This is a genomic window from Streptomyces sp. M41(2017), from assembly GCF_002078175.1.
Taxonomy (GTDB): Bacteria; Actinomycetota; Actinomycetes; order Streptomycetales; family Streptomycetaceae; genus Streptomyces.
The window spans coordinates 2,700,192-2,722,645 of sequence record NZ_MWFK01000001.1 but is presented as its reverse complement, the minus strand read 5'-3'; the positions used below and the strand labels follow the sequence as shown (position 1 = coordinate 2,722,645).

The following is a 22,454-nucleotide window of genomic DNA, read 5'->3' as shown; positions in this document are numbered from 1 at the left end:
CCCCTTACAGCTTCATCAGGCTGGCGTCGTCGACCGAGGCCGAGTGGCGGGAACGGAACAGCGACACGATGATCGCGAGCCCGACCACGACCTCCGCGGCGGCGACGACCATCGTGAAGAAGGCGAAGATCTGGCCGTCGAGATTGCCGTGCAGGCGGGAGAAGGCGACGAACGCGAGGTTGCAGGCGTTCAGCATCAGCTCGACGCACATGAACACCACGATCGCGTTCCGCCTGATCAGCACACCGGTGGCGCCGATCGTGAACAAAAGGGCGGCGAGATAGAGGTAGTTGACCGGATTCACTTGGACGCCTCCTCCGTCTTCGTGCGCTCCAGGCGCTCCTCGGCGCGCTGTTCCAGCGCCTTCAGGTCGCTGAGCGCCTCGGTCGACACGTCACGGACCTGCCCGCGGTCGCGCAGCGTCTTCATGACGGTCAGCTCGGACGGCGTGCCGTCCGGGAGCAGGCCGGCGATGTCCACCGCGTTGTGCCGGGCGTAGACACCGGGGGCCGGCAGCGGGGGTACGTGCCTGCCCTCGCGGACGCGCTGCTCGGACAGCTCGCGCTGCGTCTTGGGACGCTCGGTGCGCTCACGGTGCGTCAGCACCATGGCGCCGACGGCGGCCGTGATGAGCAGGGCGCCGGTGATCTCGAAGGCGAACACGTACTTCGTGAAGATGAGGGCGGCGAGGCCCTCCACGTTGCCGTTCGCGTTCGCCTTCGCCAGGCCGTCGAAGTCCTTGACGGACGCGTTGCCGATCCCGGCGAACAGCAGGACGCCGAATCCGAGTCCGCAGACCAGGGCCAGCCAGCGCTGGCCCTTGATGGTCTCCTTCAGGGAGTCCGCCGCGGTGACACCGACGAGCATGACGACGAAGAGGAACAGCATCATGATCGCGCCGGTGTAGACGACGATCTGGACGATGCCCAGGAAGTACGCGCCGTTGGCGAGGTAGAACACCGCCAGGATGATCATGGTCCCGGCGAGGCACAGCGCGCTGTGCACGGCCTTCCTCATGAAGACGGTGCACAGGGCGCCGATCACCGCGACCGTACCGAGGACCCAGAACTGGAAGGCCTCACCGGTGGAGGTCGCGTACGCGGCCAGCTCGCTCATGCCTCCGCCCCCTTCTCGGCCGGTGCGCCCGAGGAGCTCTCCGCGGAGTCCGCCGAGGGGCCTCCCGCCGGGTGGAACTCGCCCTTGGAGACGGCCACCTGTCGCTCCGTGCCGGGTGCCGCCTCGGTCACCAGGCCCCGGTAGTAGTCCTGCTCGTCCGTGCCCGGGAAGATCGAGTGCGGCGAGTCGACCATGCCCTCCTCCAGACCGGCGAGCAGCTGCTCCTTGGTGTAGATGAGGTTGGCGCGGCTGCTGTCCGCGAGCTCGAACTCGTTCGTCATCGTCAGCGCGCGCGTGGGGCACGCCTCGATGCACAGGCCGCACAGGATGCAGCGGGCGTAGTTGATCTGGTAGACGCGGCCGTACCGCTCACCCGGGGAGTAGCGCTCCTCCTCGGTGTTGTCCGCGCCCTCCACATAGATGGCGTCCGCGGGGCAGGCCCAGGCGCACAGCTCGCAGCCGACGCACTTCTCCAGGCCGTCCGGATGACGGTTGAGCTGGTGCCGGCCGTGGAACCGAGGCGCTGTGGTCTTCTGCTGCTCCGGGTACTGCTCGGTCAGCCGCTTCTTGAACATGGCCTTGAAGGTCACGCCGAAACCGGCGACGGGGTTCTGGAAACCCGGTTTGGTCTCCTTCGGCTCCTCAGCCATCGGACCCCTCCTTTCCGTCACGAGATCCGGCGATCGATCCGTCACTCGCAGTATCGGGCCCGCCACTGACAATCAACTCCCGCTCCCGGCGCGGGCTGCGCCGCGGTACCGGCGGCAGCTCCTGCCCGGGCAGCGGCGGCACGGGGAACCCGCCCGCCATCGGGTCGAAGGCGGCGGGTTCGGCGGGTACGTCCTCGGCCTTCTGCTTGTCGCGGAAGATGTCCGCCGCGAACGACAGCAACAGCAGGACGAGGACGCCTCCGCCCACGTACAGGGCGATGTCCGCGAAGTCGTAGTTCTCGTTGCGCAGCGTCCGGACGGTCGCGACGAGCATCAGCCAGACCACGGAGACCGGGATGAGGACCTTCCAGCCCAGCTTCATCAACTGGTCGTAGCGCACACGCGGCAGCGTGCCGCGCAGCCAGATGAAGAAGAACAGCAGCAGCTGCACCTTCACCACGAACCAGAGCATCGGCCACCAGCCGTGGTTGGCGCCCTCCCAGAAGGTGCTGATCGGCCACGGGGCCCGCCAGCCGCCCAGGAAGAGCGTCGTCGAGACGGCGGAGACCGTCACCATGTTCACGTACTCGGCGAGCATGAACAGCGCGAACTTGATGGACGAGTACTCGGTGTTGAAGCCGCCGACGAGGTCGCCCTCGGACTCCGGCATGTCGAACGGGGCCCGGTTGGTCTCCCCCACCATCGTGATGACGTAGATGATGAACGACACCGGCAGCAGCAGGATGTACCAGCGGTCGTGCTGCTGCTCGACGATCGTCGAGGTCGACATCGACCCGGAGTACAGGAACACCGAGGCGAACGCGGCGCCCATGGCGATCTCGTACGAGATCATCTGCGCGCAGGACCGCAGGCCGCCCAGCAGCGGATAGGTCGATCCGGAGCTCCACCCGGCGAGCACGATCCCGTAGATGCCCACCGAGGCCACCGCGAGGATGAAGAGCATCGCGATCGGGAGGTCGGTGAGCTGCATCGTGGTGCGCTGGCCGAAGATCGAGACCTGGTTGTCTGCGGGCCCGAAGGGGATCACCGCGATCGCCATGAACGCCGGGATGGCGGCGACGATCGGTGCGAGGACGTAGACCACCTTGTCCGCGCGTTTGACGATGACGTCTTCCTTCAGCATCAGCTTGACGCCGTCGGCGAGCGACTGGAGCATCCCCCACGGACCGTGCCGGTTGGGTCCGATGCGCAGCTGCATCCAGGCGACGACCTTGCGCTCCCACACGATGGAGAACAGCACGGTCACCATCAGGAAGGCGAAGCAGAACACCGCCTTGACGACGACCAGCCACCAGGGGTCCCGGCCGAACATCGAGAGGTCTTCAGCGGCGAGGTACGGCGTCATGCCTCCACCTCCTTGGGGGCCTCGGCGGCGATGGTCGCCGGGCCGATGCGGACGAGTGCGCCGGGCAGCGCCCCGGTGTCGGAGGCGACGCCCCCGCCGGTCGAGTTCAGCGGGAGCCAGACCACCCGGTCGGGCATCTCGCTGATCTGGAGCGGGAGTTCGACGACTCCGACGGGGCCCGTCACGGCGAGGAGATCGCCGTTCTTGACGCCGGCCTCGGCGGCCGTGGCGGCCGACACGCGCGCGTGGGCGGCGTGCCGGGTCCCGGCGAGCGCGTCGTCACCCTGTTGCAGGAGCCCCTGGTCGAGGAGCAGCCGGTGCCCGGCCAGCACGGCCTCACCGGCGGCCGGACGCGGCAACTGCGCTCCGGTCTCCCGGGGTTCGGAGGCACGCGCCCCGCCCCAGGCACCGAGCCGGTCCAGTTCGGCTCGCGCCGTCCGCAGGTCCGGCAGTCCCAGGTGGACGTCCATGGCGTCGGCGAGCATGTGCAGCACACGCGCGTCGGTGGGCGAGAGATTGCGGGTCACCTGCTCGGGCTTGAGAGCCGCCCCGAAGGAACGAACCCGGCCCTCCCAGTTGAGGAAGCTGCCGGACTTCTCGGCGACCGCGGCGACCGGCAGGACGACGTCCGCGTGGTCGGTGACCTCACTGGGCCGCAGTTCGAGCGAGACCAGGAAGCCCACCTCGGCGAGGGCCTCACGCGCGCGCGCCGGGTCGGGAAGGTCGGCGACCTCCACACCGGCGACCACCAGGGCGCGCAGTTCGCCTCCCGCGGCGGCCTCGACGATCTGGCCGGTGTCGCGGCCGTAGCGGTGCGGGAGTTCGGAGACGCCCCAGGCGACCGCGACCTCCTCACGCGCGCGCGGGTCGGTGGCCGGGCGTCCGCCCGGCAGGAGCGACGGCAGCGCGCCCGCCTCGATCGCGCCCCGCTCGCCCGCCCGGCGCGGAATCCACACCAGCCGGGCGCCGACGGCGGAGGCGGCCCGTACGACGGCGGTGAGACCGCCCGCCACGGCGGCCAGCCGCTCACCGACGGCGATCACCGCGCCCTCGGCACGCAGCGCCTCGGCGGCCGTCGCACCGTCTCCTTCGAGACCGACACCGCTCGCGAGCGCGTCCAGCCACTCGGTCTCGGTGCCCGGCGCGGCCGGCAGCAGGGTGCCGCCCGCCTTCGCCAGACCCGGGGTGGCATGGGTGGCGAGAGCGTAGGTCTTCTGACCGTGCCCCCGCCACGCCTTGCGCAGCCGCAGGAAGACGCCGGGCGCCTCCTCCTCGGACTCGAAGCCCACCAGCAGAACGGCGGGCGCCTTCTCCAGCAGCGTGTAGGTGACGCCCGTACCGTCGAGGTCCCGTCCGCGTCCGGCGACCCGGGATGCCAGGAAGTCGGCCTCCTCGGAGCTGTGCACACGCGCGCGGAAGTCGACGTCGTTCGTGTCGAGGGCCACGCGCGCGAACTTGCTGTACGCGTAGGCGTCCTCGACGGTGAGCCGGCCACCGGTCAGCACACCGGTCCGGCCGCGGGCCGCCGTCAGCCCCTGCGCCGCCGCCTCCAGTGCCTCCGGCCAGGACGCCGGCTCCAGGACACCCTCGGCGTTGCGCACCAGAGGGGTGTCGAGACGGTCGCGCTGCTGCGCGTACCGGAACCCGAACCGCCCCTTGTCGCAGATCCACTCCTCGTTGACCTCGGGGTCGGCGGCGGCGAGGCGCCGCATGACCTTGCCGCGCCGGTGGTCGGTGCGCGTCGCGCAGCCGCCGGAGCAGTGCTCGCACACCGACGGCGAGGAGATGAGGTCGAAGGGGCGCGAGCGGAACCGGTACGCCGCCGACGTCAGCGCGCCCACCGGGCAGATCTGGATCGTGTTCCCGGAGAAGTACGACTCGAAGGGGTCGCCGTCACCGGTGCCGACCTGCTGGAGCGCGCCCCGCTCGACCAGCTCGATCATCGGGTCGCCCGCGATCTGGTTGGAGAAGCGGGTGCAGCGGGCGCAGAGCACGCACCGCTCGCGGTCGAGCAGGACCTGCGTGGAGATCGGGACCGGCTTCTCGTAGGTCCGCTTGCGGCCCTCGAAGCGTGACTCGGCGTTGCCGTGCGACATCGCCTGGTTCTGCAGGGGGCACTCGCCGCCCTTGTCGCAGACCGGACAGTCCAGCGGGTGGTTGATGAGCAGCAGCTCCATCACACCGTGCTGCGCCTTCTCGGCGACCGGTGAGGTGAGCTGCGTCTTGACGACCATCCCGTCGGTGCAGGTGATCGTGCAGGACGCCATCGGCTTGCGCTGGCCCTCGACCTCGACGATGCACTGGCGGCAGGCGCCGGCCGGGTCGAGGAGCGGGTGGTCACAGAACCGGGGGATCTCGATGCCGAGCTGTTCCGCGGCCCGGATGACCAGGGTGCCCTTGGGCACGCTGATCTCCACGCCGTCGATCGTCAGCGCGACGAGGTCCTCCGGGGGGACCGCCGCTTCCCCGCCTCCGGAGGGAGCGCTGGTGGTCACTGTCATGCGTTCACCTCCGTGTGCTTGTCGGCCCAGGCCGTCGACCTGGCGGGGTCGAAGGGGCAGCCGCGGCCCGTGATGTGCTGCTCGTACTCGTCACGGAAGTACTTGAGCGAGGAGAAGATCGGCGAGGCGGCACCGTCGCCGAGGGCGCAGAAGGACTTGCCGTTGATGTTGTCGGCGATGTCGTTGAGCTTGTCCAGGTCGGACATGACGCCCTTGCCGGCCTCGATGTCGCGCAGCAACTGCACCAGCCAGTAGGTGCCTTCGCGGCAGGGCGTGCACTTGCCGCAGGACTCGTGGGCGTAGAACTCGGTCCAGCGGGTGACGGCGCGGACGACGCAGGTCGTCTCGTCGAAGCACTGGAGTGCTTTCGTGCCGAGCATGGAACCCGCGGCGCCCACCCCTTCGTAGTCAAGAGGGACGTCGAGGTGCTCGTCGGTGAACATCGGGGTCGAGGAGCCGCCCGGCGTCCAGAACTTCAACCGGTGGCCTGCGCGCATCCCGCCGCTCATGTCGAGGAGTTGGCGCAGCGTGATGCCGAGCGGGGCCTCGTACTGACCCGGGCTGGTGACATGGCCGCTGAGCGAGTAGAGCGTGAAGCCCGGAGACTTCTCGCTGCCCATCGACTTGAACCATTCCTTGCCCTTTTGGAGAATTGCGGGAACTGACGCGATGGATTCGACGTTATTCACAACAGTCGGGCACGCATAGAGTCCCGCGACAGCAGGGAAAGGGGGTCGGAGCCGCGGTTGTCCACGGCGGCCTTCGAGCGAGTCGAGCAGGGCGGTCTCTTCACCGCAGATGTACGCGCCCGCGCCCGCGTGCACGGTGACCTGGAGGTCGAGTCCGCTGCCCAGGATGTTCTCGCCGAGGTAGCCCGCCTCGTACGCCTCGCGTACGGCTTCGTGCAACCGCCGCAGTACGGGGACGACTTCACCCCGCAGATAGATGAACGCATGCGAAGACCTGATGGCGTAACACGCGATCACAATGCCCTCGATGAGGCTGTGCGGGTTCGCGAAGAGGAGCGGGATGTCCTTGCAGGTTCCCGGCTCCGACTCGTCGGCGTTGACAACTAGATAGTGCGGTTTACCGTCTCCCTGCGGAATGAACTGCCATTTCATTCCGGTGGGGAATCCGGCGCCCCCGCGGCCGCGCAGTCCGGAGTCCTTGACATAGGCGATCAGGTCGTCCGGCGACATGGCGAGTGCCTTGCGCAGGCCCTCGTACCCCTCGTGCCTCTTGTAGACGTCCAGCGACCAGGACCTGTCCTCGTCCCAGAAGGCCGACAGCACGGGTGCGAGCAGCTTTTCGGGACTGGTTTCGTTGATCTCTGCTGCCAAGGTCATCACTCCCCCTCCTCTGCGACCGGACCCGCCGGATGGCTCGGGTCGGAGGCCGCCGTGTCCTGCGGCGCGTCGTGCGAACTCTGGTGTCCGGCGGGCGGCTGCTCCGGCGGCGTCCGGTCCTCGGAGGTCCTCTCCCGGGGTGCCTCTCCGCCGCGCGGATGCACCACGCGCGCGGGGCCGCTCTCCCCCTTGGCCAGCCGCAGGCCGACCAGTGAGGCGTGGCCCGCGCTGCCGCCGGCCTCCACGGCGCCCTCGCGCTCGTCGGGGAAGCCGGCCAGGATCCGGGCGGTGTCCTTGAAGGTGCACAGCCGTGCGCCGCGGGTCGGTTCGACGTCCGCTCCGGTGCGCAGGTCGTCGACGAGGCGCTTGGCCGAGTCCACGGTCTGGTTGTCGAAGAACTCCCAGTTGACCATCACGACCGGGGCGAAGTCGCAGGCCGCGTTGCACTCGATGTGCTCAAGGGTGACCTTGCCGTCGCCGGTGGTCTCCCCGTTGCCCACTCCGAGGTGGTCCTGGAGGGCCTCGAAGATGGCGTCGCCGCCCATCACGGCGCAGAGGGTGTTGGTGCAGACACCCACCTGGTAGTCGCCGCTCGGCTTGCGCCGGTACATCGAGTAGAAGGTCGCGACCGCGTTGACCTCGGCGGTCGTCAGGCCGAGCACCTCCGCGCAGAACCGCTGTCCGGTGCGCGTGACGTGACCCTCCTGCGACTGCACGAGATGCAGCAACGGAAGGAGGGCGGAGCGGGAGTCGGGGTAGCGGGCGATGATCTCGCGCGCGTCCGCCTCCAGCCGGGCTCGGACGTCGTCCGGGTAGTCGGGCGCGGGCAGTTGGGGCATGCCCAGGCTGACGCCCTCGGGGGTGGTGGTCACCGGTCGACGCCTCCCATCACGGGGTCGATGGACGCGACGGCGACGATGACGTCGGCGACCTGGCCGCCCTCGCACATCGCCGCCATGGCCTGCAGGTTGGTGAAGGACGGGTCGCGGAAGTGGACCCGGTAGGGGCGGGTGCCTCCGTCGGAGGCGACGTGCACCCCGAGCTCGCCCTTGGGCGACTCGACCGCGACGTACGCCTGTCCCGGCGGTACGCGGAAGCCCTCGGTCACCAGCTTGAAGTGGTGGATCAGGGCCTCCATGGAGGTGCCCATGATCTTCTTGATGTGGTCGAGCGAGTTGCCGAGACCGTCGGGGCCGAGCGCGAGCTGGGCGGGCCAGGCGATCTTCTTGTCGGCGACCATGACCGGGCCGGGCTGCAGCCGGTCCAGGCACTGCTCGACGATCAGCAGCGACTGGCGCATCTCCTCCAGGCGGATCAGGAAGCGCCCGTAGGAGTCGCAGGTGTCGGCGGTCGGAACCTCGAAGTCGTAGGTCTCGTAGCCGCAGTAGGGCTGGGACTTGCGCAGGTCGTGCGGCAGGCCCGCCGAGCGCAGGACCGGGCCGGTGGCGCCGAGGGCCATGCAGCCGGCCAGGTCGAGATAGCCGACGTCCTGCATCCGGGCCTTGAAGATGGGGTTCCCGGTGGCGAGCTTGTCGTACTCGGGGAGGTTCTTCTTCATCTTCTTCACGAACTCGCGGATCTGGTCCACCGCGCCGGGCGGCAGGTCCTGGGCGAGTCCGCCGGGGCGGATGTACGCGTGGTTCATCCGCAGGCCGGTGATCAGCTCGTAGATGTCGAGAATGAGTTCACGATCACGGAAGCCGTAGATCATGATCGTCGTGGCGCCCAGCTCCATGCCGCCGGTGGCGATGCACACCAGGTGGGAGGAGAGCCGGTTCAGCTCCATGAGGAGCACGCGGATGATCGAGGCGCGGTCGGGGATCTGGTCGGTGATCCCGAGGAGCTTCTCGACGCCGAGACAGTAGGCCGTCTCGTTGAAGAACGGCGTCAGGTAGTCCATGCGCGTCACGAACGTGGTGCCCTGGGTCCACGTGCGGAACTCGAGGTTCTTCTCGATGCCGGTGTGGAGGTAGCCGATGCCGCAGCGGGCCTCGGTGACCGTCTCGCCGTCGATCTCCAGGATGAGCCGGAGCACACCGTGGGTCGACGGGTGCTGCGGTCCCATGTTGACGATGATGCGCTCGTCGTCGGACTTGGCCGCGGACTGGGCGATCTCGTCCCAGTCGCCGCCGGTGACCGTATATACGGTGCCCTCGGTCGTCTCGCGGGCCGAAGCGGCTGATGCCCCTGAAGGGGTCTGCGTGCTCATGAGTACGACCTCCGCTGGTCCGGAGCCGGGATCTGGGCGCCCTTGTACTCGACGGCGACGCCGCCGAGGGGGTAGTCCTTGCGCTGCGGGAAGCCCTGCCAGTCGTCCGGCATCATGATCCGCGTCAGCGCAGGGTGGCCGTCGAAGATCAGCCCGAAGAAGTCGTACGTCTCGCGCTCGTGCCAGTCGTTCGTCGGGTAGACGGCGACGAGGGAGGGGACGTGCGGGTCCGCGTCGGGAGCGCTGACCTCCAGGCGGATCAGCCGGTTGTGGGTGATCGAGCGCAGGTGGTAGACGGCGTGCAGCTCGCGGCCCTTGTCGTGCGGGTAGTGGATCCCGGAGACGCCGGTGCACAGCTCGAAGCGGAGCGCCGGGTCGTCGCGCAGGGTCTGCGCGACGCGGACCAGGTGCTCGCGTTCGATGTGGAAGGTGATCTCGTCCCGGTCGACGACCGTCTTGTCGATGACGTTCCCGGGGACGAGTCCCTGCTCCTCCAGGGCGCCCTCCAGCTCGTCGGCCACCTCGTCGAACCAGCCGCCGTAAGGGCGGTTGGTCGAGCCGGGGAGCCGGATCGAGCGGACCAGGCCGCCGTAGCCGGAGGTGTCGCCGCCGTTGTTGGCGCCGAACATGCCGCGCTGGACGCGGATCTCCTCGCCCTGGTCGCCTCGCTGGCCGGGGAGGTTGGAGGCGCTGAGGTCCTTTTCGGGGTTGACCCCGTTGCCGTTCGCGTCGCTCACCGCAGCAGGCCCTTCATCTCGATGGTGGGGAGCGCCTTGAGCGCCGCTTCCTCCGCCTCGCGGGCCGCCTCCTCGGCGTTGACGCCGAGCTTGGAGGTCTGGATCTTCTGGTGCAGCTTGAGAATCGCGTCGATCAGCATCTCGGGCCGCGGCGGGCATCCGGGCAAATAGATGTCGACCGGGACGATGTGGTCGACACCCTGCACAATGGCGTAGTTGTTGAACATTCCGCCTGATGAAGCACAAACCCCCATGGAAATCACCCACTTGGGATTGGGCATCTGGTCATAGACCTGTCGCAGCACCGGCGCCATCTTCTGGCTGACCCGGCCGGCCACGATCATCAGGTCGGCCTGGCGGGGCGACCCGCGGAAGACCTCCATACCGAAGCGCGCCAGGTCGTATCGCCCGGCGCCGGTCGTCATCATCTCGATGGCACAGCAGGCGAGTCCGAACGTCGCGGGGAAGACGGACGCCTTGCGCACCCAGCCCGCGGCCTGCTCGACCGTGGTCAGCAGGAAACCGCTCGGCAGCTTTTCTTCGAGTCCCATGTCTTAAAGGCCCCTCAGTCCCATTCCAGGCCGCCGCGCCGCCATACGTACGCGTACGCCACGAAGACGGTGAGCACGAAGAGCAGCATCTCCACGAGCCCGAAAACACCCAGGGCGTCGAAGGTGACGGCCCAGGGGTAGAGGAAGACGATCTCGATGTCGAAGACGATGAAGAGCATCGCCGTCAGGTAGTACTTGATGGGAAAGCGCCCGCCGCCGGCCGGCGTGGGGGTCGGCTCGATGCCGCATTCGTAGGCCTCGAGCTTCGCGCGGTTGTACCGCTTCGGACCGATCAGCGTGGCCATGACCACGGAGAAGATCGCAAAGCCTGCCCCGAGGGCTCCCAGTACGAGGATCGGCGCATACGCGTTCACGCTCCTCGCTCCTCTCAGTCGGCACTGACTGGTGGCGGTTCCAGGGCTTGAGTCCCTGCCTCGTCAGTGCCGCGAACTCCACCCGTCCCGGCGAAGATCGCGGACATGTGAAGCAGGTCACAAGCCCAACTGCCTCGCATCTTATGCCCGGCGGTCTGTGATCTGCGACACGGGGTATTGCACAAGCTTTGTGATCTCCACCACCTGACGAACGATCATGAAGTCGGATGAGCGGTGATCTTCACACCCGAAGCGTCCGGTCGATCACCAGAGGTGACATTTCCGCTCGTCACCGCAGGTCCGGGGCGGCGTCTCCATATCAAGAGACTTCCTCTGCATGCAAATTGGTGCTGGACGGGTGGCCTTGATAGAGGACGCCGTTCACATTCGGGGGAGGCGAGGGGACGGGTGTGGACGCGTGCACGCGTTCACGAGCGGGGGGGAAGCCCGCCGCACGCGCGGGACGCGACCGGCCCGGAGACCGTTCCGTGACCTGCGCCACATCTACCTGTGAGTCAGATAAACCGGGCTTGGCCATCGGCCTCAACCGATGGTAGGTCGCGGGCAATTCGGACGTATTACTGAAAGGCCATGATCACGGGCTCGGTGGACGGTGTCCGCAATGCCCGTTACGGCGTCAATAAAGAGTGACGCGCGGTGAATTCGGCCGTCGATTGAACAACTGTGGCGCACCACACGTTTCTTGAAGGTATGGAGGAGCCCCTGGTACCGCTTGTACCCATGTCCCACACCGCTCACATACGAAGCCACCGGAAGCCCCGTCGCAACGCGTCGTCGCTCGCGATGCGCGCCGGAGTTGCCGGTGGCGTTCTCAGCACCCTGGCCGTGGCCGGGGCGGCTGGTTCGGCGAACGCTGCCGAGCCCGTCACGCAGACGCTCGAACTGCCGACCCTGACGGCCGACCTGGCCACGCAGGTCGCGCAGTCCGCGGACGCCACCCAGCAGACCGCGGCCAACTACGAGCTCCAGGCGGAGCGCGACGCGGCCGCCGCCAAGGCCGCCAAGCAGGCCAAGGCCGACCTGGCCGACGCCAAGAAGAAGGCGGAGGCCAAGAAGAAGGCCGAGGCCGCACGGAAGGCCGCGGCGGCCGAGGCCGTCTCGCGTTCCTCGGAGCGCACCGTTCTGTCCGCTTCCGCCGGTTCGTCCACCTCGACGAACGTCTCCGCTCCGGCCAGCGGCAGTGTCGCGACCGTCGTCGCCTTCCTGAAGGCTCAGGTCGGTGACGCGTACGTCATGGGCGGCACCGGACCCAACGCGTGGGACTGCTCGGGTCTGGTGCAGGCGGCGTTCAAGCAGGTCGGCGTCGACCTGCCGCGCGTCTCGGAATCCCAGTCGACGTCCGGTACGCCGGTTTCGCTGTCCGACGTCCAGGTCGGCGACATCCTGTACTGGGGCTCGGCCGGCTCGGCGTACCACGTCGGTGTGTACATCGGTGGCGGGCAGTACCTCGACGCGGCCAACCCCTCCAAGGGCGTCGTGATCCAGGACCTCTCGGGCTACCCGGCGACGGGCGCGGTGCGCGTGCTCTGACCCACGGGTGACCTTCGGCGGACCGCTTCCCTCACGGGAGGCGGTCCTTCGGGTTGTCCGGGGGCCCGTCGGGCTCTTCACCCCGTTCGGGCACGGCGTGCTCCGTCTCTGCGGGAGAGTGGCTCCGGCGCCGGGTGAGTCGGCGGACCGCCGTCGGCCGCGGTGTCCGCGCACCCGAAGGAGACAGCGATGCCCCGTGTGTTCGTCCAGGGAAGTCCCGTCGGCTCGTATCCCCCGCTCACGCCGGAGGCCCGCCGGGGCTCGGTCCGGAGGATCACCGAGGTCGGTGAGGAGGTCCTGCACCGGCCGTGCCGGGACGTGACCGAGTTCGGTCCCGATCTCGCCGCACTCATCGACGACATGTTCCTGACCATGTACGTCGCCGACGGCGCCGGTCTGGCCGCGAACCAGGTCGGTGTCGACCTGCGTCTCTTCGTCTACGACTGCCCGGACGACGACGGGAACCGGCATGTCGGCCACATCGCCAACCCCGTCCTGGAACGCCTCGCGCCCTCCGGCCGGCGACTGCTGGACGAGGGTGAGGGGTGTCTGTCCGTTCCCGGGGCCGTCGTGGACGTGCCACGGCCCGACCGTGCCGTCGTACGCGGCGTCGACAAGGACGGAAACGCTCTGGTCATCGAGGGGACCGGGTACTTCGCGCGGTGTCTCGCGCACGAGAGCGACCATGTCGACGGCCGCGTCTATCTGGACCGTCTCGCCCGGCGCGAGCGGAAGGACGCCCTGCGGCAGGTGGCCGAGCGGCGCGACGAGGTCCTGGCACGCCGGGCCGTCAAGGAGTCCGAACTGACGGGCAGCCGGGGGATGACCGGCGGTCGGGGCTGACGCGGCGAGCGGCGGCCCGTTCGATCGGGCCGCCGCTCGTGGTGTCCGTGCTGTGTGTCAGGTCGGTCGGACGCCGGGTCAGGCCTTGGGGGCCACCTTCGAGAGGCCGTTGATGATGCGGTCCGCGGCGTCGCCGCCGGTGGGGTCGGTGAGGTTCGCGAGCATCTTCAGCGTGAACTTCATCAGCATCGGGTGGGTCAGGCCGCGCTGGGTGGCGATCTTCATGACCTTCGGGTTGCCGATGAGCTTCACGAAGGCGCGGCCGAGGGTGTAGTAGCCGCCGTAGGTCTCCTTGAGGACGCGCGGGTAGCGCTGGAGGGCGAGTTCGCGCTGGCCCGGGGTGGCGCGCGCATGGGCCTGCACGATCACGTCGGCGGCGATCTGGCCGGACTCCATGGCGTAGGCGATGCCCTCGCCGTTGAAGGGGTTCACCAGGCCGCCGGCGTCGCCGACCAGCAACAGACCCTTGGTGTAGTGCGGCTGGCGGTTGAAGGCCATCGGCAGGGCGGCGCCGCGGATCGGGCCGGTCATGTTCTCCGGGGTGTAGCCCCAGTCCTCCGGCATCGAGGCGCACCAGGCCTTCAGGACCTCGCGCCAGTCCAGCTCCTTGAAGGAGTCGGAGGTGTTGAGGACACCGAGACCCACGTTCGACGTGCCGTCGCCCATGCCGAAGATCCAGCCGTAGCCGGGCAGCAGCCGGTCCTCGGCACCCCGGCGGTCCCACAGCTCCAGCCAGGACTCCAGGTAGTCGTCCTCGTGACGCGGCGAGGTGAAGTACGTACGCACCGCGACGCCCATCGGGCGGTCCTCCCGGCGGTGCAGGCCCATCGCGAGGGACAGGCGGGTGGAGTTGCCGTCGGCGGCCACCACCAGCGGGGCGTGGAAGGTCACCTCCCGCTTCTCCTTGGAGTCCGCGTCGCCGAGCTTCGCGTGCACGCCGGTGATGCGGCCGGTGCGGTCGTCGACGATCGGGGCACCGACGTTGCAGCGCTCGTGCAGCCGGGCGCCCGCCTTCTGCGCCTGCCGCGCCAGCTGCTCGTCGAAGTCGTCCCGCTTCCGGACGAGTCCGTAGTCCGGGAAGGAGGCGAGATCCGGCCAGTCCAGCTGGAGCCGGACGCCGCCGCCGATGATGCGCAGCCCCTTGTTGCGGAGCCAGCCGGCCTCCTCGGAGATGTCGATGCCCATCGAAACGAGCTGCTTGGTGGCGCGCGGGGTCAGTCCGTCGCCGCAGACCTTCTCGCGCGGGAAGGCGGTCTTCTCCAGGAGCAGGACGTCGAGCCCCGCCTTCGCCAGGTAGTAGGCGGTGGTGGAACCGGCTGGCCCGGCCCCGACGACGATGACGTCGGCGGTGTTTTCGGAGAGGGGTTGGGGCTCGGTCACGGCGGGGTCTCCCCAAGGCTCGAAATCAACGTGCCGACGGGCACTGGACATGGGCAGTCTATGCAGCGGTACCGATCACCACCCGAAGGGCTGCCCCGTGAACCGAGCTCTCCCCGACGTACGACTGCGGGTCCCCACCGACGAGGACGCCCACGCGTGGCACCGGGTCTTCGCCGACCCGGACGTCATGGAGTTCCACGGAGGCCGCCCGGCCGAGCTGTCCGTGTACGAGGAACTCACGGCCCGGCAGCGGCGGCACGACGCTGAGCACGGGTTCTGTCTGTGGACGATGGTCGACGGGGAGGGCGAGGTGCTGGGCTTCACCGGCGCCCAGCCGTGGCCGCACGCGTGGGGGCCGGCCGGGCAGATCGAGATCGGCTGGCGGCTCGGACGGGAGCACTGGGGCAAGGGGTACGTCACGGCGGCCGCGTTGACCACCCTGGAGCGGGTCCGCTCGGCGGGCGTCAAGGACGTGGTCGCGATGGTCAACGCGCGCAACGCCCGTTCCATCGCGGTGACGAGACGGCTCGGCATGGAGCTGGCGGAGCGGTTCACCGTCCCGGCCTCCAAGGCGGAGGGACACCGCTACCGGCTGGCGCTCTGAGGACGGCCCTCCCGGACGGCCGTCGAGCGGCCTTCCCGCGCTCTCCCGCTCCTTCCGGAACGGCACGGACGGGGCATACCCTGCCGGTACCGCTGGGGGTGACGTCTGTGCACAGGACACCCGGAACACCCGAAGTGCGCGTGCCGCGGCTGGTGGGCCTGATGGCCGTGGACGCGCGGGAGACGGCCGAGGCGCGCGGTGTGCTGCTCGCCGCACCCGACCGGCCCGACTTCCCGTCGACGGTCGTCGACTACGTCGTACGGCAGTTTCCGCAGCCCGGCGCGGAGGTTCCGCGTGGGGCGGTCGTCACCGTGTGGTTCGACCTCGGGGACGCGGAGGGTGGCGCGGGGGTGCGCGAGCCGAGGCCGCCGCGTCCGCCGTCGGGCGGGATGCGGCGCGAACTCGACCGCCCCGGGGACCCGTTCGAGGTCCTCGGCTGACGGCACTGCGCCGACCGGGCCGCCCCCGGAGGGAGTCGCCCGGGTCGCTCAGGCCTGCTTGAAGCCGCGGTGGAGGGCCACGATGCCGCCGGAGAGGTTGCGCCACGCCGTCTTCGACCAGCCCGCCTTGCGCAGCCGCTCGGCCAGCTCCGGCTGGGTCGGCCAGGCGCGGATGGACTCGGCGAGATAGACGTACGCCTCGGGGTTCGAGGAGACGGCGCGGGCGACCGGGGGCAGCGCGCGCATGAGGTACTCGGTGTAGACCGTGCGGAACGGCGCCCAGGTGGGGTGCGAGAACTCGCAGATCACGACGCGGCCGCCCGGCTTGGTCACGCGGTACAGCTCGCCGAGGGCGGTGTCGGTGTCCTGGACGTTGCGCAGTCCGAAGGAGATCGTGACGGCGTCGAAGGTGTCGTCCTTGAACGGCAGCTTCGTGGCGTCACCGGCGGTCAGCGGCAGCCAGGGGTGGTTGCGCTTGCCGACCCGGAGCATGCCGAGCGAGAAGTCGCAGGGGACGACGTACGCGCCGCTGCGGGCGAAGGGCAGGGACGAGGTCGCCGTGCCCGCCGCCAGGTCCAGGATCTTCTGCGCGGGGCGCGCGTCGACCGCCTTGGCGACCTCCTTGCGCCACACCCGGTCCTGGCCGAGCGACAGCAGGTCGTTCGTCAGGTCGTACCGTTCCGCCACGTCGTCGAACATCGAGGCGACTTCGTGCGGCTGCTTGTCCAGGGATGCGCGGGTCACCGTCCCATTGTGGCAGTACGGGCCGGACGACTCGGCGGCGCCCGGCCGTACGTCCCTCACCCGCACCCCTTCGGGATCGGCGCCCGCGACACCGGGCCCCGGGACGAGCGCCCTCTCCGCCATTCCCGGAGCACCGGGACGGACCCCGTCACGGCAGCAGCCGCGGCCTCTTCCTCGCCGCCACGTCCTCGACCCAGCCGAACAGGACGATCGCGAGCCAGATCAGGACCCAGCCGACGGCGAACAGGAACCACTGGCTCTCCAACGGCAGCCACGCCTCGAAGGCAGGGACCTTCCAGAACCCGTCGATCAGGGGGACGGCCAGGATCAGGGCGATCTCGTGCCAGAGATAGATCGTCACCGCGCGCCCGTTGAAGATCGTCACCGTGCGGTCGATCCGGCGAAACCGCGCCAGCCACGCGAAGTCGACGCCTCGGGCCGCCTTGACGTACAGGAGCAGGGTCACGAGACCCGCCGACCAGAAGGCCTGGGCGAGGGGGATCTCGTCGAGGTCGTAGGTGCCGTACTCCGCCCGGTGCGCGAAGGCGAACCAGCCGCCGTACGCGAGGGCCGCCGACGAGGCCACGACCACCGCGGCCGGCCGCAGCCGCCGCAGCACCCCGTCGCGGTGCGCGAAGCCGAGGAGCCAGCAGCAGAGGTACGTCGCCAGGTCCCACAGAGCGCTGCCGAACCGGTTGTCCGGCGCTTCCCGGAGGAAGGTCAGGACCAGGACCGGGGCGAGGGACAGGACGAGCACGGGGACCGGGGCGAGCCGGAAGATCCGCAGCAGCAGCGGAGAGAGCAGGACGAACCACAGGTAGGTCCGCAAGTACCAGAGGATCTCCCAGGCCTGCTCGCCCCACGCGTTGCCCGGCGGATCGCCGAACGGCACGATCCAGTAGACGATCTCCCAGCCCGGCATCCAGCCGTGGACCAGCATCGCCAGGACCACGAAGGCGCCCCAGAGCCAGAAGGGGGGCAGCAGTCTGCGCAGCCGGCTCCTCACGACCTGGGGCGCGGGCCGCTCCAGCGACTTCGCCATGAGCGTGCCGGCCAGACCGAACATGATCCCCATGGAGGGGAGGACCAGACCCGCCCAGGCCCACCCGAACGTGTGGTAGGCCACGACGCGTACCAGGGCGATCGCGCGCAGGAAGTCGAAGTAGCGGTCCCGTGCGGCCGGCGGGCCATGCTTCCGGCCGGCGCGATGCCCGCCTCTCGGCCGGGCCTCGGGAGCGGGTTCCGCGGTCGTCACCGCCTGTCGCCGCCGGCTCATCGGCCCGCTCCCGCCGGGGTGCCGACCTCGCCGGTGCGCTTGAGCTTCTGCCAGCGCAGCCGTCCGCCGGTCAGGGCCGTGACGCAGGAGTGGATCAGGACCAGGTACATCATCTGGCGGTAGGCGAGTTGCTGGAGCGGGAGCATCGCGAGGTAGCGGTACCTCTCCCGGTCGAGCCGGAACGCGTAGGCGGCGCAGACGAGTTGGACGGCGAGGACGGCCAGCCAGGCGAGGAGCGCGGCCCGGAAGTCCACGAAGACCATCGAATAGCCGGTGAACACGTCGATGAGCGGCGCGAAGACCGGCGTGACGATCTGGAAGAGGACGACCAGAGGCATGCCGACGCGGCCGAAGCGCCCCGAAGGCCCCGTGTCCGTCAGGGACGTGCGGTGCTTCCACAGCGCCTGCATGGTGCCGTAGCTCCAGCGGTAGCGCTGCGACCACAGCTGCCTGAGCGAACCGGGCGCCTCCGTCCAGGCCTTGGCGTGCTCCTGGTAGACGACCCGCCAGCCCGCGCGGTGCAGGGCGATCGTGATGTCGGTGTCCTCGGCGAGGGTGTCCTCGCTCATCCCGCCGACGCCGAGGACCGCGTCGCGGCGGAACGCGCCGATCGCACCCGGGATGGTGGGCATGCACCGCAGCAGGTCGTACATCCTGCGGTCGAGGTTGAAGCCCATCACGTACTCGATGTGCTGCCAGGCGCCGATCAGGGTGGTGCGGTTGCCGACCTTGGCGTTGCCCGCGACGGCCCCGATCTCCGGATCGGCGAAGGGCTGCACGAGGTGGTGCACGGCGTCGGGTTCGAAGACGGTGTCCCCGTCCATCATCACGACGATGTCGTGACGGGCGTTGCGGACTCCGTTGTTGAGCGCGGCCGGCTTGCCCGCGTTCTCCTGCCGGACGACCCGGACGTTGGGCATGCCGAGCGACTCGGCGATCTCGGCCGTGTTGTCGTCGGAGCCGTCGTCCACCACGACGATCTCAACCGGATGGGTGCTCCTCGCCAGTGATCTCAGCGTGTTGGCGATGCACTCCTTCTCGTTGTACGCGGGCACGATCACGCTCACCGGACGGGTGACCGCGGGCCCCCAGCCGAACCTGCCGCCGCCTCTGCCGCCCTTGCCGCGCCCGCGGTTGCGCTGCCGGTGGTGACGGCGGGCGAGGACCAGCATCATCCCGAAACGGCCCATGACGGCGACGCCGACGACGAGGAGGAACCAGGACAGCGCGGGCACCACCCACTCGGCGACCGCGACGGCGTAGACCAGCGCCCTGCCCTCGTAGAGGGTCGCCCCGGCGGCCTGGTGCTGGGCGGCCTGTGCCGCGCCGGTACCTCCGGCCCCGGCACCCGCACCCGCACCCGCCGAGCCGGACTGCCGGCCCCCGCCGGACCGGTTCCCGTTCAGCATCGCCTGGGCTCCGCTGACGGTGGTGAAGGTGTAGCCCTTCGCCTTCATCTTCTTGATGTACGTGCCGAGCGCGCTGATCGTCTGCGACCGGTCGCCGCCCGCGTCGTGCATCAGGACGATGGCGCCCTTGTTCTTCTTCGGCGTCGCCCATCGGACGATCTTCGAGACGCCCGGCTTCTTCCAGTCGTCGCTGTCGGTGTCCACGAAGACGCTCGTGTAGCCGAGGTCGCCGATCTCCTGGTAGACGGGCCAGCTGTAGTTGTCGACGGCGTCGATCTCCGAGGAGTACGGGGCCCGGAACAGCGTGGTGGTGACACCGGCCGCGCCCGCGAGGGCCAACTGCGTCTGCTTCAGCTCCCGTTGCAGGCGGGCGGCGCTCTGATAGGAGAGATCGACGTGGGTGAAGGTGTGGATGCCGACCTCGTTGCCCTGCTCCACCAGCGACTTCACCACGCCGGGATAGCGGGAGATCATCGAGCCGACCATGAAGAAGGTGGCGTCGACGTCGTTCTCCTCCAGCACCTTCAGGACCTGGGGTGTCCAGGTCGCGGTCGGTCCGTCGTCGAAGGTGAGCACGATCGTCCTGTCCGGCACGGACTGGGTCCTGGCGGTGCCGTGGTCGAAGGTGAGGAGCGGTCCGCCGTCGAGGATCCTGCTGGGGACCTTGTCGTAGGCGGCGCCGTCGCGGACCCGGGCGTCGTTGCCGATCTCGGAGCGCAGGTAGCCGTCGAGCAGCATCACGCTGGTGAGTGCCAGCAGGAGCAGCAGGGCGAGGACGACTCGTGGTTTCTGGAACGCCGCGGCCCGTCCGGCGGCCCGCTCCATCCTGGAGGGGGCGCGCCGACGGCCGCGTGCGGGCGTCGTCGTGGTCATGAAAGTGGGTGCGTGCCTGTCAGTTGGCGCCGGTGGAGGCGGACGCCCCGGCGGTCGAGGTGGGGGCGGGCAAGGACGCGGAGGCGCCCGGGGGCGCGGCGTCGGTGACGGCTCCGGCGGGGGCCCCGTCGGGGAGGCCGGTCGGCGCGCCGCTGGGGAGTCCGGTGGGGGTGCCGGTGGGAGCCGCGCCGCCCCGGCCCGCGCCCGGTCCCCCGCCGCCCGGGGCGGAGCCGGCCCGGGCGGCGTCGAAGGGGAGCAGGGAGGACGGGGTCAGTGAGGTGCCCCAGCCCATGAAGGCCATACCGAGCACGGTGGCGTAGCCGAGACACCCGGCGCCGACCACGAGGCCGACTCTGCGCAGCAGGCGGGCACGGCGTCCGGAGTTGTCGACGAACACGGGGCCGTCCACGGCCCCACTGCCGCGTGCGCGGCGCCGGCCACGCCCCTGGGCACGGTTTTCGATGGCGGACTCGGATTGCATTTCCCCGACATTAGGACGGCTCCTTGTGGCGAAAACTCTGCTTTCCGTGTGAACGACCCATGAGAGACAGCCCAAGCTGTATTTTCTCCATGAGACCGGGGAGACATGACGGCAATCCCTCGGCATCCACGCAGCTCAAGAACGCCCAATGCAGGAGAAATGCACCTTTCATACGCCCGATATGAACCTTTACATCACTTCTTCGATCCCCCTCGCCCGCCCTCCCCCACGGCAATACCGATGAATGACGCCCATTCGGCAATACGGTCCGGGTGTGACACATTCCCTATCAGGAAACGACCGTTTGTTTCCGTCTTGAGCGAGACATCACGAGAGCGGGTGCGTGCGCAATGAGGAATTTCCTGAGGCCGGCCGCGGGGCTCGTCTGCGCGGTCGCCCTGGCCTGCGCGGGGTGCTCCTCGGGTGACGCCGGCACCACGGACGCGGCGCCCGCGCGGACTCCCGGGACCGACTCGTCCGCCTCCGCGGCCTCGTCGGGGTCGAGCACGTCGTACGCGCCCTATGTGAGCGCCACGACGCCCGGCGCGACGGACGCGGCGGGCTCCCCGACGACGTACAACCTGGCCTTCGTGATCGCGGACGGCAGCACCTGCACGCCGAAGTGGAACGGCACGTACGCCATCGGCGACGCGGCCGTGACGTCCCGGATCGCCGCGCTCAAGAAGTCCGGTGCACGGGTGCGGGTCTCCTTCGGCGGCGCGTCCGGCAAGGAACTGGCGTCGACGTGCGACAGCGCGCGCGAACTGGCGGACGCCTACGGCCAGGCGCTCGACCGGGCCGGGTCCTCCCAGGCCGACTTCGACGTGGAGGGCGCCCAACTGGGCGACTCCGCCTCGGTCGCCCTGCGCTCCGAGGCCATCGCGCTGCTCCAGAAGGAACGGAGCGATCTGAAGGTGTCGTTCACTCTGCCGGTGATGCCGTCCGGGCTGGACGACGACAGCCTCGCGCTCCTGGAGTCCGCCAACGACCACGCCGTGAAGGTCTCCACCGTCAACATCATGACCATGAACTACGGCAGTTCGTACAAGGACGACATGGGCGACTACGCGATCACGTCGGCGGGGGCCGCGCACAAGCAACTGCAGAAGGTCTTCGGGCTGTCGGCGGCGAATGCCTGGCAGGGGCTCGCCCTCACGTCGATGATCGGCGTCAACGACGTGGACAACGAGACCTTCGGCCTCGACGACGCCGCGCAGGTAAGGGAGTTCGCCGAGAAGAAGAGGATCGCCTGGGTGTCGATGTGGTCGACGTTCCGGGACCAGCAGTGCGGGGACGGCGCCCACGCCGACGACGCGGCCACCGACTGCAGTGGCGTGCGGCAGAGTTCGGGGGCCTTCGCCGAGGCGTTCGCGGGCTGAGCCGGCGCGATCCTGCCGTGATCAGCGGCTGCGGTACACCAGCCGCCCGCCGATCACGGTCGCCACGCAGGTCCCCGCACCACGACTCACCAGGTCGGCACGGTCCGCGACATCGAACACGGCGAACCGGGCGGGACCGCCCGGCGTCGGTCCGGGCAGCAGGATGAGCGGGGTCGGGGACAGCGCCGCCGGGCCGGCGAGCCGGTCAGGGCGCCGACCGATCGCGAGGCCGGCGCGGCGCACCGCGTCGATGACAGGTCGCGACGTGAGCTCGCCGGCCACCGCCACCGTGCCGTGCGCCAGCAGCCGCTGGACCGCGCGACGCGCGCTCGCGCCGACGCGCGCGGGATCGGCGCGGAAGATCCGCCGGGCCCGCTCCCCGCCGATGGGCTCGGTGCCGAAGCCCTCGGCCTCGCGCGGGTCCGGGTGGTACATCGCCTGCAGGATCTCCGGGCCGTACGGGTTCAGCAGTCCCGGCGTCAGGATGCCGGGCCAGTGCCGGACGCGGGCGCTCGGGTGGGCGGCGGCCAGTTCCTCGTACGGGCCGACCGCGGCGAGGGTCGCTCCGTCGACCAGGACGGCTGCCTCGGGCGACCGCTCGGCGGCGTGAAGGGTCAGCATCGG

The 22,454-nt window shown here is 69.6% G+C and carries 22 protein-coding genes; 5 read left to right on the top strand and 17 right to left on the bottom strand.

The genetic code is table 11. The features are described from left to right. Window positions 1-4: 4 nt before the first annotated feature. From nuoK to B0675_RS11920, 11 genes are read right to left on the bottom strand one after another with little or no spacing between them, the layout of a single operon-like run. Entirely contained in the window at window positions 5-304 is a 300-nt protein-coding gene (nuoK, locus tag B0675_RS11970; RefSeq protein ID WP_081218793.1) for an NADH-quinone oxidoreductase subunit NuoK, read from the bottom strand. Beyond that, the gene (locus tag B0675_RS11965; protein WP_081218792.1) at window positions 301-1,116 is read right to left on the bottom strand and encodes an NADH-quinone oxidoreductase subunit J; all 816 of its coding nucleotides are present in this window, start codon (window positions 1,114-1,116) and stop codon (window positions 301-303) included. Before B0675_RS11965 ends, nuoK begins: the two co-directional genes overlap by 4 nt. Further along, complete coding sequence (gene nuoI / locus B0675_RS11960; protein WP_081218791.1) at window positions 1,113-1,766, bottom strand: NADH-quinone oxidoreductase subunit NuoI; 654 nt, start codon at window positions 1,764-1,766, stop codon at window positions 1,113-1,115. The genes B0675_RS11965 and nuoI overlap by 4 nt, the downstream gene beginning before the upstream one ends. Then, on the bottom strand, window positions 1,759-3,132 hold the full coding sequence (gene nuoH, locus B0675_RS11955; protein WP_081218790.1) for an NADH-quinone oxidoreductase subunit NuoH: 1,374 nt from the start codon (window positions 3,130-3,132) through the stop codon (window positions 1,759-1,761). Before nuoH ends, nuoI begins: the two co-directional genes overlap by 8 nt. Further along, entirely contained in the window at window positions 3,129-5,633 is a 2,505-nt protein-coding gene (locus B0675_RS11950; RefSeq protein WP_081218789.1) for an NADH-quinone oxidoreductase subunit G, read from the bottom strand. The genes nuoH and B0675_RS11950 overlap by 4 nt, the downstream gene beginning before the upstream one ends. After that, window positions 5,630-6,979, bottom strand: a complete 1,350-nt coding sequence (gene nuoF / locus B0675_RS11945) for an NADH-quinone oxidoreductase subunit NuoF (RefSeq protein ID WP_081218788.1) — start codon at window positions 6,977-6,979, stop codon at window positions 5,630-5,632. Before nuoF ends, B0675_RS11950 begins: the two co-directional genes overlap by 4 nt. Continuing rightward, the gene (nuoE, locus tag B0675_RS11940; protein ID WP_081221740.1) at window positions 6,979-7,818 is read right to left on the bottom strand and encodes an NADH-quinone oxidoreductase subunit NuoE; all 840 of its coding nucleotides are present in this window, start codon (window positions 7,816-7,818) and stop codon (window positions 6,979-6,981) included. The genes nuoF and nuoE overlap by 1 nt, the downstream gene beginning before the upstream one ends. 29 nt (window positions 7,819-7,847) lie before the next feature. Continuing rightward, window positions 7,848-9,188 carry an NADH-quinone oxidoreductase subunit D gene (locus B0675_RS11935; RefSeq protein ID WP_081218787.1) on the bottom strand — a complete coding sequence of 447 codons (1,341 nt, stop codon included), beginning with the start codon at window positions 9,186-9,188 and terminating at the stop codon, window positions 7,848-7,850. Beyond that, window positions 9,185-9,925 carry an NADH-quinone oxidoreductase subunit C gene (locus tag B0675_RS11930; protein ID WP_081218786.1) on the bottom strand — a complete coding sequence of 247 codons (741 nt, stop codon included), beginning with the start codon at window positions 9,923-9,925 and terminating at the stop codon, window positions 9,185-9,187. The genes B0675_RS11935 and B0675_RS11930 overlap by 4 nt, the downstream gene beginning before the upstream one ends. Further along, window positions 9,922-10,476 carry an NADH-quinone oxidoreductase subunit B gene (locus tag B0675_RS11925; RefSeq protein WP_053743379.1) on the bottom strand — a complete coding sequence of 185 codons (555 nt, stop codon included), beginning with the start codon at window positions 10,474-10,476 and terminating at the stop codon, window positions 9,922-9,924. The genes B0675_RS11930 and B0675_RS11925 overlap by 4 nt, the downstream gene beginning before the upstream one ends. A 14-nt stretch (window positions 10,477-10,490) precedes the next feature. Next, window positions 10,491-10,850, bottom strand: a complete 360-nt coding sequence (locus B0675_RS11920) for an NADH-quinone oxidoreductase subunit A (RefSeq protein ID WP_007383963.1) — start codon at window positions 10,848-10,850, stop codon at window positions 10,491-10,493. Window positions 10,851-11,561: 711 nt separating this feature from the next. On the opposite strand from B0675_RS11920, the gene B0675_RS11915 reads away from it, so the two are divergent. Together B0675_RS11915 and def are read left to right on the top strand one after the other, a co-directional pair. Then, window positions 11,562-12,401 carry a C40 family peptidase gene (locus B0675_RS11915; RefSeq protein WP_081218785.1) on the top strand — a complete coding sequence of 280 codons (840 nt, stop codon included), beginning with the start codon at window positions 11,562-11,564 and terminating at the stop codon, window positions 12,399-12,401. Between the two features lie 189 nt (window positions 12,402-12,590). Continuing rightward, window positions 12,591-13,244 carry a peptide deformylase gene (gene def, locus B0675_RS11910; protein WP_081218784.1) on the top strand — a complete coding sequence of 218 codons (654 nt, stop codon included), beginning with the start codon at window positions 12,591-12,593 and terminating at the stop codon, window positions 13,242-13,244. 78 nt (window positions 13,245-13,322) lie between these two features. On the opposite strand, the gene B0675_RS11905 is transcribed toward def, so the two are convergent. Continuing rightward, window positions 13,323-14,624: a geranylgeranyl reductase family protein gene (locus tag B0675_RS11905; RefSeq protein WP_081218783.1), complete on the bottom strand. Its 1,302-nt coding sequence runs from the start codon at window positions 14,622-14,624 to the stop codon at window positions 13,323-13,325. 97 nt (window positions 14,625-14,721) lie between these two features. Between B0675_RS11905 and B0675_RS11900 the strand changes: the two genes are divergently transcribed. Continuing rightward, window positions 14,722-15,228 carry a GNAT family N-acetyltransferase gene (locus B0675_RS11900; protein ID WP_081218782.1) on the top strand — a complete coding sequence of 169 codons (507 nt, stop codon included), beginning with the start codon at window positions 14,722-14,724 and terminating at the stop codon, window positions 15,226-15,228. Between the two features lie 107 nt (window positions 15,229-15,335). Further along, window positions 15,336-15,668 carry a PASTA domain-containing protein gene (locus tag B0675_RS11895; protein ID WP_107482613.1) on the top strand — a complete coding sequence of 111 codons (333 nt, stop codon included), beginning with the start codon at window positions 15,336-15,338 and terminating at the stop codon, window positions 15,666-15,668. A 48-nt stretch (window positions 15,669-15,716) separates the two neighbouring features. On the opposite strand, the gene B0675_RS11890 is transcribed toward B0675_RS11895, so the two are convergent. The 4 genes from B0675_RS11890 to B0675_RS11875 form a co-directional block, all read right to left on the bottom strand. Continuing rightward, complete coding sequence (locus B0675_RS11890; protein WP_081221739.1) at window positions 15,717-16,412, bottom strand: demethylmenaquinone methyltransferase; 696 nt, start codon at window positions 16,410-16,412, stop codon at window positions 15,717-15,719. A 148-nt stretch (window positions 16,413-16,560) separates the two neighbouring features. Beyond that, the gene (locus B0675_RS11885; RefSeq protein WP_081218780.1) at window positions 16,561-17,688 is read right to left on the bottom strand and encodes an acyltransferase; all 1,128 of its coding nucleotides are present in this window, start codon (window positions 17,686-17,688) and stop codon (window positions 16,561-16,563) included. After that, a complete protein-coding gene (locus B0675_RS11880) occupies window positions 17,685-19,970 on the bottom strand; it encodes a glycosyltransferase (protein ID WP_081218779.1) in 2,286 nt (761 codons plus the stop codon). Before B0675_RS11880 ends, B0675_RS11885 begins: the two co-directional genes overlap by 4 nt. A 19-nt stretch (window positions 19,971-19,989) precedes the next feature. After that, a complete protein-coding gene (locus B0675_RS11875) occupies window positions 19,990-20,451 on the bottom strand; it encodes a hypothetical protein (RefSeq protein WP_081218778.1) in 462 nt (153 codons plus the stop codon). 350 nt (window positions 20,452-20,801) lie between these two features. On the opposite strand from B0675_RS11875, the gene B0675_RS11870 reads away from it, so the two are divergent. Continuing rightward, complete coding sequence (locus B0675_RS11870; protein WP_081218777.1) at window positions 20,802-21,830, top strand: chitinase; 1,029 nt, start codon at window positions 20,802-20,804, stop codon at window positions 21,828-21,830. A gap of 21 nt (window positions 21,831-21,851) precedes the next feature. On the opposite strand, the gene B0675_RS11865 is transcribed toward B0675_RS11870, so the two are convergent. After that, window positions 21,852-22,451 (bottom strand): hypothetical protein, encoded by a 600-nt coding sequence (locus B0675_RS11865; protein ID WP_081218776.1) that lies wholly within the window; start codon window positions 22,449-22,451, stop codon window positions 21,852-21,854. Between the last annotated feature and the right edge of the window lie 3 nt (window positions 22,452-22,454).

Coding starts and splice junctions, on each gene's coding strand:
- B0675_RS11870 (WP_081218777.1), top strand. CDS start 20,802: ATGAGGAATTTCCTGAGGCCGGCCGCGGGGCTCGTCTGCGCGGTCGCC.
- B0675_RS11935 (WP_081218787.1), bottom strand. CDS start 9,188: ATGAGCACGCAGACCCCTTCAGGGGCATCAGCCGCTTCGGCCCGCGAG.
- B0675_RS11915 (WP_081218785.1), top strand. CDS start 11,562: ATGGAGGAGCCCCTGGTACCGCTTGTACCCATGTCCCACACCGCTCAC.
- B0675_RS11950 (WP_081218789.1), bottom strand. CDS start 5,633: ATGACAGTGACCACCAGCGCTCCCTCCGGAGGCGGGGAAGCGGCGGTC.
- B0675_RS11925 (WP_053743379.1), bottom strand. CDS start 10,476: ATGGGACTCGAAGAAAAGCTGCCGAGCGGTTTCCTGCTGACCACGGTC.
- B0675_RS11875 (WP_081218778.1), bottom strand. CDS start 20,451: ATGCAATCCGAGTCCGCCATCGAAAACCGTGCCCAGGGGCGTGGCCGG.
- B0675_RS11880 (WP_081218779.1), bottom strand. CDS start 19,970: ATGACCACGACGACGCCCGCACGCGGCCGTCGGCGCGCCCCCTCCAGG.
- B0675_RS11885 (WP_081218780.1), bottom strand. CDS start 17,688: ATGAGCCGGCGGCGACAGGCGGTGACGACCGCGGAACCCGCTCCCGAG.
- nuoE (WP_081221740.1), bottom strand. CDS start 7,818: ATGCCCCAACTGCCCGCGCCCGACTACCCGGACGACGTCCGAGCCCGG.
- nuoF (WP_081218788.1), bottom strand. CDS start 6,979: ATGACCTTGGCAGCAGAGATCAACGAAACCAGTCCCGAAAAGCTGCTC.
- B0675_RS11965 (WP_081218792.1), bottom strand. CDS start 1,116: ATGAGCGAGCTGGCCGCGTACGCGACCTCCACCGGTGAGGCCTTCCAG.
- def (WP_081218784.1), top strand. CDS start 12,591: ATGCCCCGTGTGTTCGTCCAGGGAAGTCCCGTCGGCTCGTATCCCCCG.
- B0675_RS11865 (WP_081218776.1), bottom strand. CDS start 22,451: ATGCTGACCCTTCACGCCGCCGAGCGGTCGCCCGAGGCAGCCGTCCTG.
- nuoH (WP_081218790.1), bottom strand. CDS start 3,132: ATGACGCCGTACCTCGCCGCTGAAGACCTCTCGATGTTCGGCCGGGAC.
- nuoI (WP_081218791.1), bottom strand. CDS start 1,766: ATGGCTGAGGAGCCGAAGGAGACCAAACCGGGTTTCCAGAACCCCGTC.